At 53.6% G+C, this 19,458-nt stretch carries 15 protein-coding genes and 1 other RNA gene; 10 read left to right on the top strand and 6 right to left on the bottom strand.

Annotated features, from left to right (window positions below):
- Nucleotides 1–46 precede the first annotated feature (46 nt).
- From M1L66_RS17965 to M1L66_RS17955, 3 genes are read left to right on the top strand one after another with little or no spacing between them, the layout of a single operon-like run.
- Complete coding sequence (locus M1L66_RS17965) at nt 47–1,597, top strand: response regulator transcription factor (RefSeq protein ID WP_434687443.1); 1,551 nt, start codon at nt 47–49, stop codon at nt 1,595–1,597.
- Nucleotides 1,578–3,380 carry a sensor histidine kinase gene (locus M1L66_RS17960; protein ID WP_434687441.1) on the top strand — a complete coding sequence of 601 codons (1,803 nt, stop codon included), beginning with the start codon at nt 1,578–1,580 and terminating at the stop codon, nt 3,378–3,380. The genes M1L66_RS17965 and M1L66_RS17960 overlap by 20 nt, the downstream gene beginning before the upstream one ends.
- On the top strand, nt 3,377–4,837 hold the full coding sequence (locus M1L66_RS17955) for a sulfatase family protein (RefSeq protein ID WP_434687439.1): 1,461 nt from the start codon (nt 3,377–3,379) through the stop codon (nt 4,835–4,837). The genes M1L66_RS17960 and M1L66_RS17955 overlap by 4 nt, the downstream gene beginning before the upstream one ends.
- A 23-nt stretch (nt 4,838–4,860) precedes the next feature.
- Here M1L66_RS17955 and M1L66_RS17950 read toward each other — a convergent pair whose 3' ends face one another.
- Nucleotides 4,861–5,835, bottom strand: a complete 975-nt coding sequence (locus M1L66_RS17950) for a pectinesterase family protein (protein ID WP_434687437.1) — start codon at nt 5,833–5,835, stop codon at nt 4,861–4,863.
- A gap of 208 nt (nt 5,836–6,043) precedes the next feature.
- On the opposite strand from M1L66_RS17950, the gene M1L66_RS17945 reads away from it, so the two are divergent.
- The 7 genes from M1L66_RS17945 to M1L66_RS17915 all read left to right on the top strand — a co-directional run bounded on the left by M1L66_RS17945 (nt 6,044) and on the right by M1L66_RS17915 (nt 13,592).
- Nucleotides 6,044–6,688 (top strand): HAD family hydrolase, encoded by a 645-nt coding sequence (locus M1L66_RS17945; RefSeq protein ID WP_434687435.1) that lies wholly within the window; start codon nt 6,044–6,046, stop codon nt 6,686–6,688.
- 84 nt (nt 6,689–6,772) lie between these two features.
- A complete protein-coding gene (locus tag M1L66_RS17940; RefSeq protein ID WP_187023859.1) occupies nt 6,773–7,573 on the top strand; it encodes a GNAT family N-acetyltransferase in 801 nt (266 codons plus the stop codon).
- A gap of 35 nt (nt 7,574–7,608) precedes the next feature.
- Nucleotides 7,609–7,875 (top strand): HPr family phosphocarrier protein, encoded by a 267-nt coding sequence (locus M1L66_RS17935; RefSeq protein WP_002603834.1) that lies wholly within the window; start codon nt 7,609–7,611, stop codon nt 7,873–7,875.
- A 140-nt stretch (nt 7,876–8,015) separates the two neighbouring features.
- A non-coding RNA gene (gene ssrS, locus M1L66_RS17930) (6S RNA) lies at nt 8,016–8,196 on the top strand.
- Nucleotides 8,197–8,296: 100 nt separating this feature from the next.
- A complete protein-coding gene (locus tag M1L66_RS17925; protein ID WP_187023860.1) occupies nt 8,297–9,529 on the top strand; it encodes an AI-2E family transporter in 1,233 nt (410 codons plus the stop codon).
- Between the two features lie 9 nt (nt 9,530–9,538).
- On the top strand, nt 9,539–11,818 hold the full coding sequence (locus tag M1L66_RS17920) for a SpoIID/LytB domain-containing protein (protein ID WP_434687432.1): 2,280 nt from the start codon (nt 9,539–9,541) through the stop codon (nt 11,816–11,818).
- A gap of 70 nt (nt 11,819–11,888) precedes the next feature.
- Entirely contained in the window at nt 11,889–13,592 is a 1,704-nt protein-coding gene (locus tag M1L66_RS17915; protein WP_434687430.1) for a S8 family peptidase, read from the top strand.
- Here M1L66_RS17915 and M1L66_RS17910 read toward each other — a convergent pair.
- Genes M1L66_RS17910 through M1L66_RS17890 form a run of 5 tightly spaced genes read right to left on the bottom strand, consistent with a single transcriptional unit; the run spans nt 13,537 to nt 19,389 of the window.
- Complete coding sequence (locus M1L66_RS17910) at nt 13,537–15,195, bottom strand: STM4011 family radical SAM protein (protein WP_434687428.1); 1,659 nt, start codon at nt 15,193–15,195, stop codon at nt 13,537–13,539. The genes M1L66_RS17915 and M1L66_RS17910 overlap by 56 nt on opposite strands.
- Nucleotides 15,149–16,498: an STM4012 family radical SAM protein gene (locus M1L66_RS17905; RefSeq protein WP_434687426.1), complete on the bottom strand. Its 1,350-nt coding sequence runs from the start codon at nt 16,496–16,498 to the stop codon at nt 15,149–15,151. Before M1L66_RS17905 ends, M1L66_RS17910 begins: the two co-directional genes overlap by 47 nt.
- A gap of 19 nt (nt 16,499–16,517) precedes the next feature.
- Entirely contained in the window at nt 16,518–17,477 is a 960-nt protein-coding gene (locus M1L66_RS17900) for an STM4013/SEN3800 family hydrolase (RefSeq protein WP_434687424.1), read from the bottom strand.
- Nucleotides 17,474–18,520: an STM4014 family protein gene (locus M1L66_RS17895; RefSeq protein ID WP_349768983.1), complete on the bottom strand. Its 1,047-nt coding sequence runs from the start codon at nt 18,518–18,520 to the stop codon at nt 17,474–17,476. Before M1L66_RS17895 ends, M1L66_RS17900 begins: the two co-directional genes overlap by 4 nt.
- Nucleotides 18,521–18,528: 8 nt before the next feature.
- Nucleotides 18,529–19,389 carry an STM4015 family protein gene (locus tag M1L66_RS17890; RefSeq protein ID WP_187023866.1) on the bottom strand — a complete coding sequence of 287 codons (861 nt, stop codon included), beginning with the start codon at nt 19,387–19,389 and terminating at the stop codon, nt 18,529–18,531.
- Nucleotides 19,390–19,458: the final 69 nt, after the last annotated feature.

Raw genomic sequence — 19,458 nt, 5'->3', positions numbered from 1 at the left:
TGCCTTTTACCTATGTTAGAATAGCACAAGAGAGGGGGACGGGGACATGTATCGGATACTGATTGCGGATGATGAGTTCTGGGTGGGCCGGTGGCTGAGCCAGGTCTTAAAGGAGAGCCCCTTTGAGGTGACGGTGACGGGAATCAGTGATAACGGGGAAGAGACGTTGAAAGCGCTGCTGAACACCAGACCCGATATATTGATTACAGATATCAATATGCCGCTGATCGACGGCCTCGATGTGCTAAAACGTCTGGAGGAAGCGGGGGAAAGGCTTCCGAAGACCATCGTCATATCCGGTTACGACGAATTTGACTATGCGAGGCGCGCCATTGAGCTGGAGGTTATGGCCTATTTATTAAAGCCGCTGGAGCGGTCGGCGGTCTACGAAGCCGTGGAGAAGGCTGTCGCGGCGCTGGAAAAGGAGCAGGAGAGAAAGGAACAGACCCGGGACGGTTTCACGGCAGGGGTGGAAAACATCCTGACGGAGTATCTGCGAAGTCCCGGCGACGAGACGAAGCGCCAGCTTCACAGCCTCCTGGTGTCCGGACAGGGGCAGAGCGGCTTCTTTGAACTGGCTCTGTTTCAGATGCGCCGTTTGGAAAAATCCGCTCTGACGAGGGAGGAGATGCGCGGACGTCTTGAGGAGGCCGCTGCCGGTAAGGACATCTACCTCTGCCCTCTGGACCGTTTCACCTGGGGCGTCCTGATCACAGGCATTGTGAATCCTGCGGGCTTCCGGCTGGATGAGAGCGTGCTTGTTAGCCTGCTTCACAGCTATGAGTATGGTCTGAGCGAGGCGCACGAGGCGCTGGAGGAGATTGGCGAGGCATTTGCGGAGGCGAGGGAATCCATCATTCTGCGGCTGGGGAGGGGAGGGAAGACAGAGTCCTTTCCGGTATCGGAATCCGATCTTCACGCGGATTTTCTGGCTGCGTTAAAGGCCGGCAACACGGAGCGGATCAGGGAGTGTACGAGACAGGCCTGCGGGCTCTTTATCCAGAAGGGGTACGACTTAACCAGCTGCTTAAATTTCTACTTTGTTCTGTCGGGCGAGGTGATCAAGCTGTTAAATGACCGGTATAAGGAACAGAGCCGGACGGAATATCTGGAACTGATCGAGGAGGGATACGATTTCTCTGTCCGGATCCGGAATTACTACAGCATCCGGTCCATCTGCCACCGGTTTGAAGAATATATTGTAAAGGCCGCGTCCTGTCTGAAGGAAGAGGACTGCATGGATGTGGCGGCAATCGTCAAACGGATCCAGCGTGAGATCAGGGAGCATTACAGCACTGATATCAGCCTCGCCTGGGTGGCGGACGAATACGGAATCAATCCCAGCTATTTCAGCAAGAAATTCAAGGATGAGACGGGTGTTAATTTCATCGATTATCTGACGGAGGTGCGGATCGGACAGGCAAAGGAGCTTTTAAGCCACACGGGCCTTTCCGTCAGCGCCGTCAGCCTTCGGGTGGGATTCAAGGAAGCAAAGTATTTCAGCCGGGTGTTTGCCTCCATGACGGGGGAGAAACCGTCGGAATACAGGGAGAGGATGAGGCGGGAGGAGGAAAAACGTGAAGAGAGTGCGCATTAAGACGTGGCTGGAGAGTCGTCTGAACAGAAAAATATTTCTGAGCTTTCTGACAGTCTCCCTCATTCCTCTTTGTATTGTCTACTGCTATATTAACTCTGCCTATTCCGAGAAGCTGAGGAGCGATGCCTTCACCCAGAACCAGCTGACGGAACGGAACACGGCAGTTTTGCTGGAGGACTATTTGACTAAAATCGAATACATCTCCAATCTCTTCTTTGACAGCGATACCCAGGCCATGATACGCGGGGCCTCCGATTCGCTGAGCAGCTACAGCGCCCGCATGGCGTTGGAGAAAAAGGTGCGGGTGAATCTCGATTTGTTCAAGGTAATGGCGTACGTGGACCAGGTTACATTTTTAAAACAGGATGGAACGGCCATGGATGTGATGAATTCCTTAGGCTACGCGGACACCATCCTTTTTTCCGTACCGCCGGAGGAGGTGGGAAAACGGTTTAAAAACCAGAGGCTCATGCGGATCGAGGAGCTGAATGACAGTTATACGGATAAATACGTCTATCTGCGCCAGATCGATGATTTAGACTTGAAAAACGGCACCCTGGGCTGGCTTTTTATCGTCTTTGACCGGGACCAGTTCGATCTGCTTCTCCAGGACTTGCGTACGGTGCTGAACACGGAGATCGCCATGGACGACGGAGAGCTGCTGCTCTATGACACGATGAGCGGCGGGCCGGAAGCGGTGAACCGTCTGCGGGCCGCCGCGGTCTCCTACTCGGCGCCGCCGAAGGAGAGGAGACGGGCGGAGAGCATCTCGTGGGACTACCGTATCGAAAATCTGGGAATCAGAGTCACATTTTTCGATGACATGAAGGGCGTGGAGAGCAATATCCGTGCGCTGAGCACCATGACAGGAACCGTGATCTTCATAACCGTGCTCATCATACTGGCGGCCTCATTCCTTTTCTCGGAGACCATCGTCCGCCCGGTGACCAGGCTCCATAAGAATCTGGTCCGGGTGAAGGAGGGCGATTACACGGTCCGTGTGCACGTCGAGACCAGGGATGAGGTGGGAGACCTCTGTGACGCGTTTAACGGCATGGCGGAGGAGATTGACCGCCTCGTCAACCGGGTGTATTCCGTGGAACTGAAGGAAAAGGAGGCGGCCATCAAGGCGCTTCAGGCTCAGATCAATCCTCATTTTCTCTACAACACCCTGGATATGATCAAGAGCATGGCGGAGCTTTACGGGGCTTTGCAGGTATCGGAGATGATCATGGCCCTATCGAAGCTGTTCCGCTACGCGACCCATACGGACGGTGTTCTCGTCACCATCAGGGAAGAGCTGGAGAACCTTTCCAGCTACATGACGATCGTCAATGCCAGATTCGGCGGGCGGATTGCGTTCGCCGTCAAGGTTCCGGAGGAGCTGCTTGCAGAGCCCATCGTAAAGGTCTGCCTGCAGCCGCTTGTGGAGAATTCCATCTCCCACGGGCTGGGCAGGGGCCGCTCTGGCGGCCGGATCGCGGTTACGGTAAAAAAGGAGGATGGAATCATGACGGTTACGGTGGAGGACAATGGCGGCGGCATACAGCCGGAGCGGCTGTCGGAGATCCGCGGCCGCCTGGAGCGGAGAGAACGGGTGGAAGAGGAGTCCGGCAGGGGCAATGTGGGACTGAAGAATATCCACGACAGAATCAGGCTTTATTATGGAGATGCGTATGGCATTGTGATTGACAGCTTTCCGGGAAAGGGAACCGTGGTGACACTGTCCTATCCGTCAGACGAGATTCCGGCCCCGGAGAAGATAAAGGAGGAACCGATTTGAAAGAGAGACCCAATCTATTATTTCTGATGACAGATGAACAGCGTTACGACGCAGCCGGATGGGTGAACCGCCAGGTACATACACCGGTCCTTGACCGGATGGCGGAAGAATCCGTGTGCTTTTCCCGCGCCTATACCACAAACCCGTCGTGCATTCCGGCGAGGGCAGCCATCTTTACCGGGCGCTATCCCTCCCAGTGCGGCGTACCGGGATTTGTCAGCAGCCTTCCCAAAAAGGAGACCACATTTATGAAGTATTTACGGGATGGAGGCTACTATACGGCTGTCATCGGAAAACAGCATTTCTGGCGCTCTGAAATTGAGCGGGGATACGACTATGAGGATATTGTGGATGAACATTTTCCACCGGAGATAATCACGAAGGAACTGGCCGACGGCGAATTCGGCCTTCCGGCCAACAAGACGGTCTCCGACCGCGTCTCCAGCTATGTGGAGTTTCTGGCCGACAGCGGTTTCACCAGGGGATCCCAGCTTTTCAGGGAGATAAACAGCAAGGGGATCTATGAATTTACAGGGGAAGAAAAGTACCACGTGGACGCCTACATCGGCGACCGGGGAAGGGAGTGGCTGGAGGAGAGCTGTCCCGATGACAGGCCCTGGTTCCTGACCCTTTCATTTCCGGGGCCGCACATGCCCTTTGACGGGATTGGGCTTCCGGATGAAGAGGCCTACGGGGAAATGGAGCTGGATTTGCCGGGAACGGAGCTTTCCGATCTGTTCCATAAGCCGCCCCATTATCTCGACATCGCTAAGAAATTCGGCAGTCTCGATTTAAAGAATCACACGTCGCCGGATGGGCTCACCCCGGATGATATCCGGCTGATGAAGAAGGCCTACTATGCCAATATGACTCTGATTGACCGGAAAATCGGCCAGGTGATTGAGTTCCTTAAAAAGAAGGGGCTTTACGATAATACCCTCATCCTGTTTACCTCGGACCACGGGGACTTTATGGGAGATTTCGGTGTGGCCACCAAGGCCCAGTACTGCTCGGAGGCCCTGATGAGGATTCCGTTTCTGTTAAAGCCTCCGTTTTCCGGCTTTAAAGGCCGCAGAGAGGACAGCTTCATCAGTTCGGTCGAAATCGCGGCCACATGCCTCACGGCGGCGGGAATCGCTGTCCCGGATACCATGATGGGCCGGAGTCTGACGCAGTTTTACGAGGACGGCGCCAAAGAAATATGGCCGGACGTCTACATGGAAGCGAGAGACATCCGGGCCATACGGGATGAACATTATAAACTGATCTACTACCAGAACAGGAGATACGGTGAGTTCTACGATCTCCAGAACGATCCGGAGGAGAAGTATAATTTATGGGATGATCCATTGCTTCAGGAGCGGAAATACGAACTGATGAAGCGGCTTCTGGACCGGATGATCGACCTCGGCGAGGGCGGGAAGACTGTCTGGAATATCGGCGCTCCCGTCATATAAGCGGTGAAGCTTTCCGCGTGCCCCTATTCCGGATCCCAGCCGTCATTTCCTGAGAGAACGGCGGCCTTTGTAAAGCGTTCGGCCTCTTCTTTCGTCAGGCGGCGGACCCATTCCGGGCGGCGGTCCATGGCGGCGCCCGGTCCAAAGCTCTCATACTCCGCATAAAACGCGTGCTCTCTGGCCTCCGGTTTGTTCCAGTCATCCCATCCCTCTTCGCAGATATGGGAATCCATGTAGCAGTTCAGGAGAACCGTTTGGGCGTATTCGCGCCAGGGCCGCCCCAGGAAGGCGCTGTGCGGGGGACAGCAGCTCTCGAAACGGCAGTCCTTCATGACATAGCCGAATTCCTGGCCCTCAGGCGTGGAGGCCGCAGTGACGTAGCTGTTTACCGGGCTGTCCGTACACTTGGAAAACAGGGTGCAGCCTTCAAAATAGGCGGCCGCTCCGCCGAAGATGAAGTCGATATCGCCTTCGATGTAGCAGTTCCGGTAATAATGCCTTCCGCTGATGCGGGGGGCATTCTGCTTCGGCCCGGTAAATCCTCCCGGCTCAATCTCCCTCGGCGGGAGAGGCGCGGTAAAGAGAGTATCCTGGTTTCCCAGAAAACGGCAGGAGTCGAAGAAGAGGCGGTCCCCATCCGCATAGAGTGCCAGGGCCTGTCCGGCCTCGGTCCCTTTCCCGGCGCTGTTTTCAAAGGTGATGCTGCGTGCGGTGAAGTCGTGGGTGTCGATGAAGCATGTAAAGGTGCGGAACGTTCGGAGCGGCCCGCCCTCCGGTGCTTCCATGCGGGCAGAGAGGCAGCCGGTGATTATGGTGGAGCCGTCCTCTTCCCCGAGGAAGGTCAGATGCGGTATGCGCACGGTAATCTGTTCCCGGTAGATTCCGCTGTGCAGGAACAGCGTTTCTCCTTTTCCGGAATCCGGAGTTTTTGCAAGGCAGTCCAGCGCTTCCTGTATGGATGAAAAATCTTTTTTCCCGTTTTGATCGATCTCTATCATAGAATTCCTTCTTTCCAAATGGAGTGGATATTTTTACGATTCGTACTAAATATATCCATTTTACGACAAATTTGCAACAGAAATGATTGACTTCTAATTCACAAAGTGAGATAATACCTTAAACTGTGAATGGAATTAATTCAAAAATGCATATGGGGACGGGAGCTTGCCTTCCGTCTCCGTTGCATTCTTATCCATGGAGGAGAGAATGGAGAAGGAATATCTGTTATTTGATCTGGACGGAACGCTGACCGATCCAAAAGAAGGCATCACCAAATCCGTGCGCCACGCCCTGAAGGCTTATAACATCGAGGTGGAGGACTTAGATACGCTCTGCTGCTTTATCGGACCGCCGCTGAAGGACAGCTTCATTGAATACTACGGATTCAGCGAGGAGGATGCGGTGAACGCGATCGGTGTCTACCGGGAATATTTTTCTGACCGGGGAATCTTTGAAAATGAGGTCTACGAGGGGATCGAGGAGATGCTGAAGGCGCTTATTGCCTCCGGGAAAAAGCTTTTTGTGGCTTCCTCGAAGCCTGAGGTCTTTGTCAGAAAGATCATGGAGCATTTCGGACTGGATTCGTATTTCACCTTTATGGGCGGCGCCGATTTAGGAGAGACCAGAGTGAAGAAAGCGGATGTCATCCGGTACGTCCTCGCGGAAAACGGAATTACCGATCTTGAAAAAGTGATCATGATCGGTGACAGGAAACACGATATCTTAGGAGCCAGGGAGGTCGGAGTCGACAGCGTGGGTGTTCTCTACGGTTATGGAGACCGGGAAGAGCTGACCGGCGCACAGGCAGATTTTCTGGCGGAGACAGTTTTTGATTTGCAGAATCTCTTATAGTGTGATATGATACACAGTATTATGGCGCTTAAGGAATAGTTTTGGCTGACGGCGAAGAGGAACGCCTTAAGGAGGAGACGCATTATGATTGAACTGGGAAAAGAAAAGAGACAGATAATCAGAACGCTATGCGGACAGGCGGATCACGTTCTGGTGCATGGAGCGGTCCGGGGATATATGGGTCGTGTATGGGTGCCGGAGCTGACGAATCCATCGTACTGCCTGATACATCTGGGTGATTTCGCATACCTGTTTGGCATATGCCCAAAGGGTGAACAGGCCATGGAACTTAAAGCACAGCTTTACAGGGAATGCGGCCAGGATTATATCACCCCATCCGATGAGAGATGGGCCGAATGGCTGGAGGAATCCTTTCCGGGAGAATACAGGGTTCTATCCCGGTATTCCATGAGAAGGGACAGGAACCATTTTTCGGAGGAGGCACTGGAGTCCTACTGCAGGAATCTGCCCGCCGGAATACGATTAAAGAAAATCGATCGGAGACTGTACCAGACGGCGCTTAAGGAGGAATGGAGCCGTGATTTCTGCTCCAATTTCGAAACTCCGGAGGAATTTGAACAGAATGGTCTTGGCTTTGTGGCCATGGATGGCAGAAAGATTGTTTCCGGATGTTCCGCCTATGGGATCAGCCAGGGAATGTTTGAGATACAGGTTGAGACCCGGAAGGAGTACCAGCGGAAGGGGCTGGCCCTGGCGTGCAGCGCCCGGTTCATCCTCACGTGTCTGGAGCAGGGGATCTATCCGAGCTGGGATGCGATCAGCTTACAGTCAGTCGGGCTGGCGGAGAAGCTGGGATATATATTTGACAGGGAATACAAAGTTTATCAGCTCTACGATATGGAGAGCGGCCTTTTAATGGCGTAGCTGGCACCAGTACAGTATTTGGAGGAATACCAACGATGAAAAGAGTAAAAGTCGGATTCTGGGGAATTGATTCGATCCTGGAATTTGTAAAAATAACCGGCAGCAGCCGTCATAAGATGGAACTGGTCTGCGGGAGCACGGTGGTGGATGCGAAATCGCTGCTGTCGGTGCTGTCCGTAAAGGCGGCCCAGGCGGTGGAGCTGGTGATTCACGAGGAATGCTGCGAACGTCTGCTGGAGCGTCTGGACCCTTATATTGAGCATGGCAGCCTGCTGGACAGGGCGCACCATTTAAGCGCCTGAGGAACGAACAGCCGCCGCCGGTCTGGGCTGAGAGTATGTCCGCCGGGCGCGTCGTCTTCATAATTAAAACTGACAGGAAAAGGAACTTGAAAAATTGAGTAAAGTGGTGTATACTAATGCTATAAAAATAAGATGAATTGTAATTCCTGGAATGTTCGACACTCTTACCTACTTTGAACCTACATTTTGACATTCGGGATTCCAATATTTTTAAGCGGATGTCAGGCCTCCTATATTGAGTGGAAGGCAGAAGCTTAAGTGAGGTCGCCCACCTAGCAAGGCTAGGCGTCAAACAGTAAGAACCGGCATTTTGGGGTTACAAAAGAAAAAAGCAGCGAGAAATCGCTGCTTTAACTTTTTACAAAAGTATGATAATGTATACATAGGGCAAAGCCCGTATCTTAAAATACAGGAGAATAATATGAAGGAAACGAAATTCAGGAATTATATATGCTGGGGAGTGACCGCGCTGGCGGTGATCGCGCTGAGTATCGCGTTTGCTTTTTTTCTTACGAGATTTCAGGTGATGAAGGCTGGACTGAGGGCATTTATCGGCATATTGATGCCGGTGATCTATGGAGCTGTCCTGGCATATCTGCTTCTCCCGATTTACAACAGGACGAGAAGCCTTCTTGAAGGCTGGATTGCGAAGGGCGTAAAAAAGGAAAAGACAGTCAGGGGATTATCGAAGGCCGGAGCGACGGCTGTGAGCCTGATCGTCCTCTTTGTGATTGTTGCGGGTCTGTTCTGGATGGTCATTCCGCAGATCTACACGAGCATTATGACGCTGCAGGAGGGACTGGGAGAGAACATCAACAACCTGGCGCTCTGGCTTCAGAAGCTTCTGGAGGATAATCCGACCCTGGAACAAAAGGTAATCCCGATGTACGACGAGGTGACCAATCAACTGGAAACCTGGCTGACCACCTCCCTGGTACCGAACGTATCGACGGTGATAAGCGGCTTGTCCAGCGGTCTTTTGAGCGTTGTGCTGGCGCTTAAGAACATCCTGATCGGCGTCATCGTTATGGTGTATTTATTAAACATCAAAGAGACTCTTTCCGCACAGGGAAAGAAGATCATCTACAGCGTGCTGCCTCTGCGGATGGCGAATCAGTTTATCGAAGAGCTCCGTTTTGTCCACCGGGTGTTCGGCGGATTTATCACGGGCAAGCTTTTGGATTCCCTGATTATCGGTATCATCTGTTTCGTATGCTTAAACTGGATGAAGATGCCGTACGTTCTGCTTGTCAGCGTGATCGTGGGTGTGACCAATGTGATCCCGTTTTTCGGCCCGTTTATCGGAGCCGTACCAAGTGCCTTCTTAATTCTCCTGGTCAGCCCGATGAAGTGTCTGTACTTCCTGATTTTTATCGTACTGCTTCAGCAGTTTGACGGCAATATCTTGGGTCCGAAGATTTTAGGACAGTCTACGGGACTTCCCAGCTTCTGGGTGCTGTTTTCCATCCTGCTGTTCGGCGGCCTGTTCGGGTTTGTAGGCATGATCATCGCAGTACCGACCTTTGCGGTGGGCTACAGTATGTTATCCGGACTGGTGAACCGGGAACTCAGAAAAAAAGAACTTTCCCTTAATACAAACGACTACAAGGATTTAAAGCACATCGACGAAGAGAAGAAAACTTATATGAGATAAGAGGAGCGCATGAATAAAAGGAAATTTATCGCATTTGCAGCCGGAATTCCTCTTCTGGTTCTCATTTTAATTATCATCATCCTGGTCAGTGAGACGAAGCCGGGTGGGATATCGAGAGCGGCGGCCTACAAGTCAGCCGCCCTTCTTTTGACGGATGCCGAAAGCTGTGAACAGCTGCTTAAGGAGCAGGGCCAGAACTATTTTTCGGAGAAGGACAGGAATAACTGGTATGCGAAGTATTTGAATTATCTCTACGTGAACGGATACTTATCTCCGGACACGACCCCCTCGGACCCGGAATACGTACAGGGATATTTAACGTACCGGGAGGCGGAGGAACTGGCGGAGGCACTGGTCCCGGGACAGGGAGAGGCTGCTCACGTGGGGAAGAAAAAACAGGGCAAAACGTTTCCATCGGACAACTGGTGGTTTATTTACGACAGCCTTCGGAAGGAACTGGATCAGGAAGGCAGAATAAAGGAAGTGGACGTACTTCTTTACGGTACTCCGATGAACATCAGGAGCGCCCCGGCGTGGACCGCTTATACGAGCGAGGGCAAATTCCGCTTTGAAGGAATCAGCCTCGACAGCTACATAGACTGGGAACTGAAGGTCCTGGTAAAAGACGGTGAGATGATCGCGGTCAGGGAAACGGTGAGTGATTCCGTCACTTATAAGAATGTCTGGCTGACACGCGGCGAGGGGGAGACCTTTTCCGTACATCTGGGTACAATTGAGAGAACGTTCCCCATGGAAGCCTCTCTGGGGCAGTCGGAGGAGTTTGCCGATAATCTGGCAGACCTGTCTTTGAAGAATGGCAAGCTTCAGAAGGTGACGTTGAAGAAAAAGAGGATTACCGGAAAGGTCCTGGCGGTAAAGGACGATTCCATTGAGATTGAAGGCTACGGTAAGATCAAGCTGGATAAGGATTTCAAGGTGTATAAGCTGTATGGCCAGTTTGAGGAGCAGTCCATCTCGGATATCCTGGTCGGCTACGACATTCAGGAATTTGTCGTGGCCCATGGAAAGCTGTGCGCGGCTTTGACCATGCGGGAATTCGATGCGAAGACGATCCGGGTCATGATCATGAATACGAATTTTCAGTCTGTCTTCCATCCGTCGGTCACCTTATCGGCAGAGAGCGGATTGAACATTGCCTACGGAGAGGAGAGCGTGCAGATCCCGGCGAAGGCCGAAGTGATTATCGATCCGTCAGATGAACGGCTGAAGGACGGTCGAATTGTCGTCACTCCCGTAGAGGCCGGCGATACCATCTCCGTCAATTCTATCCGTAGGTCCCTCGGCACGCCGACGTACAGCGGAAGCATTGAAATCCGGAAAGAGACAGAGGGGATTACTCTGATTAATGAACTGTATCTGGAAGATTATCTGACCAGGGTAGTGCCCAGCGAGATGCCTGACAGCTACGAGATGGAGGCGTTAAAGGCCCAGGCGGTCTGTGCGAGAACGTACGCCTACCGCCAGATTCAGAGCAACACCTACAGCCAGTACGGCGCCCATGTGGACGACAGCACCAGATTCCAGGTGTATAACAACCTAAAGACATCGGATAAGACGGAGCAGGCGGTCCGTGAGACGTATGGAAAGCTTCTGTTCTATCAGGATGCGCCCATTGAGGCATTTTATTTCTCCACCTCCTGCGGCCATACGACAGACGGCAGCATCTGGGGAAGTGATCCGGCCAAATATCCGTATCTGGACGGCTGCCTCCTGGAGACAGGCCGCAGCGTCTTAAATTTGTCCACCAATGCGGCATTTGAGGCATTTATCAAGAATAAGGAGTACCCATCCTATGATTCCTCCTTCCCGATGTACCGCTGGGAGACTACGGTCACGAATCGGCAGCTGGAGGAGGAGATTACCGCGGTGGGAACCATATTGAATATCTCTGTCACCGAGCGTGGTGTGGGCGGCATTGTGAAAAAAGTGCGTGTGGAAGGCTCCGATGGAATCATGACCATCAACGGGGAAGGCCAGGTGAGAGCAAAGCTTGGCAATCCCTACATGAAGATTACGAAGAATGACGGAAACGTCATGAAGGATATCGAGTCCCTGCCCAGCGCCTATATTGCCATCGAGAACGAGGGCGTGGATGATAATAATATCACCACTTTCCATATCTATGGAGGCGGATACGGCCACGGAGTCGGCATGAGCCAGAACGGAGCGCAGGCCATGGCGGCGGAGGGCAAAACCTATGAGGAAATCCTCCGGTTCTTCTATAATGGGGTGGAGATCCGGGAGGCTGAGAAGGAGACGGCAGGTTGACAGGAAAGAATCCGAATACACCCGTGCCGTGATGCGTATGATAGAGTAAAAGAATAACACAGAGAAGCATATGCAGAATCAGAAGCTGGAAAACCTCTTAAACCTCTCTCTCAGTGCCACGACAGAGGAACGGGAAAAATCGGAGTCCCTGAATGTGGGGTATAACTCCGAGCTGAATACATGGGAACTGATCGTTAAATATTCCGGGAGCCTGGCTGAGTTGACAGAACACGGGATCATTGTGGATGAGATGATCAACGAGTACGCCATTTTAACGGTGCCGGAGCCGGAGATCGACTATATCAGCAGTCTGCCGCAGATAGACTTTATAGAAAAACCGAAGAGGCTGTACTTTGCCATCAACCAGGCAAAGGCAGCTTCTTGTATTAATATCGTGCAGCAGGGGGAGGGGAATCTGTCCGGCAGAGGAGTTTTGACGGCGATCATTGACTCGGGTATCGATTATTACCACGATGATTTCCGAAAGGAGAACGGGGACACACGCATCGTTATGCTCTGGGATCAGACGCTGGACCGGGTGTTTACAGAAGAGGAGATCAACGAGGCGCTGGCCACAGGAAGCCGGGCGGCTGCACGGGCGATCGTGCCCTCTGTGGATACGAGTGGTCACGGAACCGCGGTGGCAGCCATTGCGGCGGGCAACGGAAGGGAGAATAACGGCCAGTACCGGGGAATCGCCTATGAGAGTGATCTCCTGGTGGTAAAGCTGGGCGTGCCGAAAAGCGACAGCTTTCCGCGGACGACGGAACTGATGCGGGCGGTCAATTTTGTGGTGAGAGAAGCGGTGCGCCGGAGACAGCCGGTGGCGGTCAATTTAAGCTTCGGCAACACGTACGGTTCCCATGACGGAACGAGCCTTCTGGAAACGTTTCTGAATGACATATCCAATTACGGGAAAGCGGTCTTCGTAGTGGGAACAGGTAATGAAGGGGCGGGAGACGGGCACAGCGCCGGGCAGCTGGTGATGAACCAGCCACAGGAGGTGGAGCTGACGATAGGAGCTTATCAGACCAGCTTCAGTGTCCAGCTCTGGAAGTCCTATACGGATATTTTCGATATCAGCCTGATTACGCCATCTGGCGAAACTATCGGTCCAATCAGCAGCCGCCTGGGGCCCCAGACGCTTTCTTTTGTGAATCTGACCATTCTTCTTTACTATGGAAAGCCGGGGCCGTACAGCGTAGCGCAGGAAATCTATCTGGACTTCATTCCCAAAGAAAGTTACGTTGATGAGGGACTCTGGAGAATCCGGCTGACGCCACGGGAGATCGTGGAGGGAAACTTTGATTTCTGGCTGCCTTCCGCCAGTGTGCTGAGCCGTTCCACTCGTTTCTTAAGGCCCACCCCGGAGACGACTCTGACCATACCTTCCACGGCGGCAGGAGTTATATCCGTAGGCGCCTATGACGACGCTTACCAGTCCTTCGCCGATTTTTCCGGCCGTGGATTCACGCGAAAGACTAATCAGGTTAAGCCCGATCTGGCGGCCCCGGGAGTCGGAATCATTACAGCCAGATCGGGGGGCGGCTATGAGTCCGTGACGGGAACATCCTTTGCCACGCCGTTTGTGACGGGAAGCGCGGCGCTTCTGATGCAGTGGGGGATCGTGGACGGGAGGGACCCGTTTCTGTACGGTGAGAAAATTAAAGCCTATTTAAGGCGTGGAGCCAGGCATCTGCCCGGATATTCGCAGTGGCCTAATGCGGAGCTGGGGTATGGAACCTTATGTCTCTCGGACAGCATTCCGATATAAAATCGGCCTCCGCGGCAGCCTTCAGAGAACCTCCTTTTACAGCGATTCCATAACCGCAGGTGCGAAACATGGCAATGTCTTCCTTGGAATCGCCGAGAGCCGCCGTCTCACGGGCATCGATTCCCATTAGCGCACACAGTTCACGAACCCCGCTCCCTTTGTCAACCTCCCGGGAAACGATCTGAAGGTTGCCGCGCTCCGTGAAACAGCGGAACGCGCCGGGCGTCAGACGACCGGTGACCGCATTCAACTCTTCCTGCCTCCAACCGCGTTTTTCCGGTCTCGTGAGTGTAAGCTTATAAGGGCGGCCTTCGTGTTCAAAGAGGCGGAGGCGAAAGCGGGAGTCGGACTGAAGCGCCGAAAGCTGAGGGAGCCAGGGGGCGTCGAAGGTGTGGAAGATCTCAAGACGGTCGTTCCCCGAATGGTCTTTCGTTGAATGCCTATTTCCTGGCTGATTATTCCCTGACCGAAAGACCACATGCGCGCCTCCTGCAAAGACACCTCCTGATATATAGGGGAGTATGCTCCTGCATTTGGCGGCCGCCTCTTTCCAGGGCAGGGAAGTGGCCAGAAATAAGGACCTGGTCCGGGACTCGCGTTTGAAAAAGTCCAGCCATTCCATGCTGATCCCCGGATGGGACAGGAGGCGGTCTTCAACCAGGCCGTTTTCCGGAATAAGAGTCCCATCCACATCGATAAACACTGCCCTGGGACTCCAGGGGATGCGAAAAAGAGGCCAGCGCCCGAATGCGGTCCGCTCCACACAGTCCATCCGGCCGCCATAGGCCAGGTAGCAGGTACATGCTTTTTTCCTGCAAGGAAGCGTCTCTGTCCCTCCCGTATCATACCAGTTTCCTTCCGGGGGAGCGGAGATGGTACAGCGCCTCATTCTTCCGTCAGACTCCACAAAAAGGCGTCCCGGGCATTGCTCCGGCATCGCCTTTTTTACGTGCAGTTCGCGGTAAAACCAGGGATCGATCCTGAGAAATGCCTGCTGTTCTTCCTCTGTGTAGCGGCGGTTCAGCCCATCCATGCGGTTAATCCAGAGGCAGCATCCGCCGGGAAGCGCCTCCTTTAAGCGTCGAAGAGTTTCCAGGTTCTCCGGCACGCCGACTGCCCCCGCACAGATGCGGATCCCGGCAGACAGCAGTTTTCTGCACTGCTCTGCAAAGAGGGACACGGTCGTCATCTCCGGATGAAAGGTGGCCCAGACGCGGAGCTTTTCTTTCCTGCCGCCGCTTTCCTTGAAGATGGTAAGCTGGCGCCCGATATCAAAGCTTAAGTTGGTCTGCGCCCCAACGGCTTCCATTGTCCCCATGCGGCTCAGCCGGGCAAGCCCCTCCCAGTAGTAATCGTGGATCAGCGCCTCCCCGTAAGGAACCACCATGACGGCTCCATACGGTTCACTGAAAGTGTCCGTCTGTCCGCTAAGCGTTTCCAGCCGTTCGTTCTGCGTTTCCAGATGTCCGACAAACCGCATCCAGTTTTCCCTGTCCTTTAGAAGCTCAGACGGAGAAGACGGCCGTTTGGCGAAGGGGCAGTAGGAACAGCCGTAATTACAGCTCTTTAAACTCCCTCTGTATAGGATCATGTTTCGTGCCATGATGGGCCTCCCATTGATTCATTTTATCCTGGACTTCCTTTGAAATGAGCATGGGGCCTAGATAATCGGACAGCCCCATCCCTTTTTCCGTCAGTGCAAGACAGTCCCCCTGCTCTTTAAGAAAGCCCTGCTCCGTCCACTCATGAAGAATTGGAAAATCAGCGGCTGCGTCACCATGAAACGCTTCCCGGTAAGCCGTGAGAGGAAGTCCGGGAAGAATGAGCAGATGGCGTATGACAAATCTTCGTTTCTGTTCCTCTTCCGACAGCAGAATCCCATGGGTGACTGCGCAGAAATCCGTGGTCTCTTCGTATTGGACCAGCTGCTCTAAGCAGCTTTCTCTTGTGACGGCATAGGGAGTACAGGAATGGAGGTTTCCCAGATAGCTTCTGCCGCCGCATCCCAGTGACAGCGTGCTCCCAAAGCCGCAGTCTGAAAATTCCCTGCTGCCCCCGGGCGATTCCGGCCTGACGAACCGGCGCATGGAATCCTGACGGTAACCGTGCGAGGCAAGCCATTCCGCAGCCGCTTCATACTGGCGGAAGGCCAGGTCCTCATCCAGAACGAGGCCGCGGTTTAATTCCTGTTCCAGCGCCGCGCCGTGTTTTACGTACAGAGGATAGAGAAACAGCTCGTCAGGGCCGAAGGATACCGCTTCTTTTACCGAGGAGAGGAAGGAGGAGACGCTCTGTCCCGGCACGCCGTAGATGAAGTCCGCATTGACCCTGGAAAAACCGCTGTTCATCAAAAGATTCAGCGATTCTCTGGCCTTCTCTGCCCGGTGGCTCCTCTTAAGGACCTTCAGCTCCTCATCGAAAAAGCTTTGAATGCCCATGCTGACTCTCGTGACACCGGCGTCCTTCAGCAGAGCAAGCTTCGGCTTCGCTGTCTGATTCGGCGCGGTCTCGATGATGATTTCCGCGTCCCGGGTAAGCCGTGTATAACGCCGTATCATGGCAAAGCACCGTTCCAGCTGCGCTTCCGTCAGCAGCAACGGGGTTCCGCCTCCGATCGTAAGGCCGGTAAAAAGGGAGTTTGCAGAGGCAAAAAGCGGCTCATACTGGCGAAGCTGCCGTTCCACGGTGTCTAGATACCGGTCTATGGCCGTCTCCCCCTGCCCCGTGACGGAGAATAAGTTGCAGTAACCGCATTTCGTCTCGCAGAAGGGCAGATGGAGGTAGAGGTCATGCCCGGGACCAGCCAGATCAGGAAGATACTGATTCAGAGTAACTCCTTCCAGGGGACCGTAGGCCGTCTTATGGGGATAGCTGTACATATACTGCGTATATCGTTTCATATTCATGGGTGTCGAACTCCTGACCTTAAAGGATAAAATGCTTATAGGGAACCGTGGTTACGGCCGGGTGATTGATGCCGTGAAACTGGCAGCCGTCTTCCCCGTAACACGTTCCATGATCGGAACAGCAGATTACAAAGGTGCTGCCCCGCACCGCCTTCCAGCGCTCAAACAGCCGGCCCAGCTGGCCATCCACATAACGCAGAGCTGCGCCATGGCTTTCAAGGCTGTCATGAACGGCGCCATCCAGATAAAAGTAATTGGGGTAATGGATAGCGTCGATATTTAAGTAGAGAAAAACGGGAATGTCCCTGTCTGCTTTTTCGATCTTCTTTAAGAGAAAATCCACCTGATTGCCGGTGCTGTCCTTGACGGGACAGGCAAAGGAAGGATTCCAGTAGCTGCGGCGGAAATATCCGGGAAATACCCGGCCCAGGTCGGAGCGTTTGTCGAAAAATGCCACGCCGCCCACGCACCAGGTGTCGTAGCCGGCCTTCTCCAGCCCTTCCATGATGGTCGCCCCGGAAAATCCAAAGGCGCCGGCGGGCGCTTTCTTTCCCATACCCGCGTTTAACGGGAAGAAGAGCGGCTGCCGGTCCGCGATGCTTTTGGCCTCATAAGGGCAGGGCAGAAATCCGGCGAACATGGCGTGGTGGGAGGGATAGGTGAAATTGCCGGGAGCCTGGCATTTCTCCCAGGGGCCATACCGGTTCAGTACCGGCGTCGTACCTTTTGCTTCCTCCTCCTCGGCCACATCGTAGCGCAGGGTGTCGAGGCAGATAAAAAGGATGTCATGGCTGCCTGCGATTTTATTCATATCGACATCCGGCTGCATGGCGTTCAGCGTCCGGCCAAATAAGCCGGCCGGGACCTCGCGCAGTGCTTCTTGGCGCGTAATATTTTCGTGCATCAAATTATCATTTATCAAATCATCATTCATCGAATTATCATTCATTGAATCATCATGTATGGCATCATCGCTCATAAAGTACCTCCCTGCTCCAGCCATGCCTTCATCATCCTGACCTGGTGGCTGTAAATTTCATTTTTATCGTAAATATCCTGGTAAAGCAGGTCGCCCTGTCCGTTCATCTCGATGATCCGTGGCTTTAAGCTGCCTTTTTCCAGGAGGATATCGATCCCGGCGCTGCGAAGGCCGGGGTAACAGCCGCAGGCTCTCCGGCAGAGCTCTTGTATGGTCGAAGTGACGTCTTCCGGCAGCGCCAGCCGGGAGGCCTCCAGCGGGTGATTGTTTAAATGGAGATTGGTGACAGGCCCTTTCGACAGCCGTGCCAGCAGAAAATCGAGGGCTCCATCCTGGCAGACCGCCCTCAAGTCGTAGGAAAATCCCTGAAAGTCCGCCTTCGGGTACCACCGTTCCACAATACACCCGAGGGAGAGCAGACTGTCTAAAAAATCCAGGATTTCTGCAGGCTCCGTGATGGTGTGAAGTCTCTTCGTATTGATAAGCGGCGGTCGGAAAGCAGAGGAACGCTCTGGCTTTAATGCCGCCAGATCGGGTGCGGCGCAGGAGTAGGCGGCCATGCGTCCGGTCTTTGGCTGGAAGCGAAATGCCGTGACCCCGGCCGCGCCGGATCCGGATACCGGTTTGATAAAGACCGAAAATATCCGCATGTCCTTCATGCGGGAGAGAAGCGTTTCGCTGTCCCCGATGCCTTCTCCCAGGCTTTGGGTAACGGGAAGACCGGCCTCCTTTAATACCTGCTTGCATCCGGTCTTGTCGAGCAGCTCCATGAGCGCGCGAGGCGGATTTACGAATTGGGAGACTGACGCCTCCTTTTCCAATGCCTTCAAATCACTGCGGTAGGAGCCGACCAGATCATTGAGGCCGGAGAGATGGCCATCGGTCCAGACCGGGGGATCGATCTTTACAAACAGTTCGCTGTCAGCGGGAAAACCGCAGCGCTTCCAATCTTCCCACTCCAGAAACAGAAAGGGCAGTCCGTTTTGGCGGGCCGCCTTTTCAAAGTAGATGGTTCGCTTGGTGTCCCGGTTTCCCAGCAGCACCGCGGTTCTCATTCTGTCAGCATGGCGTTCATCCAGACCTCGCCGCGGTAGTTATCCGGTTTGTTCTGTTCGGACAGCTCCGTCTCGATCGGAAGCGCGGCCAGACGCTGCATCATCCCGGTGCTTAAGTAGTGGTAGTGGGCATCCAGCTTCTGAATATTGGGATGCGCGGGCAGCGCTTCAAGAAGAAGGGCCCCTCCCTTGTCAGACAGAGTCCCGCATGACAAGTCCAGTGTGTGGATCTGGTCCATATAGCGGCACCCCAGTACGGTTTCCGTCATATCATCCTGCATCTCACTGTCAACAATCCCTAAATACTCCAGTTTCGGAAAATCCATGGTGTCAAGCAGAGAACGGATGGTCTCACAGTCGCCCTCAAAGCCGTAATTATCGCTTCCTATGTAGAGAATCAGCTTTTTTAAGCCGGGCAGACGCGCATTTTTCACGGACTCGATGACAGAATTCGGAAGTCCGCCGCAGATGATGGTGAGCGATTCCAGTTTCTCATGAGAGACAGCGCCCAGCTCCAGATCGGTGCTTCCCTTGATGGTCAGCTCCGTCAGCTCCGGAAGCGCCGCCCATAAGCCGCCATAGTTGCCCTGAATGATCCAGGATACCTCGCACTCCTCGAAATCCATGTCTCCGATAAAGAGGCTGCGGATATGGGAAAATTCTTTCGCGTGTGAAATAATTCCGTCGATGATTGGCTGGCAGCTTTCCTCCCAGCAGTCGCCCCAGTTTCCTATGGAAAGCTCTGTCAATCCGGAAAAATCAGGGTCGGCAAGAAGATCATCAATCAGAGTGTGGGCTCCCTTTGTCCCGTCTTCATATTCATCGTATTCGTAGCTGAAGGTTTTGCTTTTGTTCATTTGCAGATGTCCCCTTTCGTTTCATGGCTTTATTTTAACATAACCGGCGAGAGAAGTCATCCCCGGAAT

The organism is Hungatella sp. SB206 (genome assembly GCF_051132295.1).
Classification (GTDB): Bacteria; Bacillota; Clostridia; order Lachnospirales; family Lachnospiraceae; genus Hungatella; species Hungatella effluvii.
The sequence above is the reverse complement of the archived record's forward strand: the minus strand, read 5'-3'. Positions and strand labels throughout refer to the sequence as shown.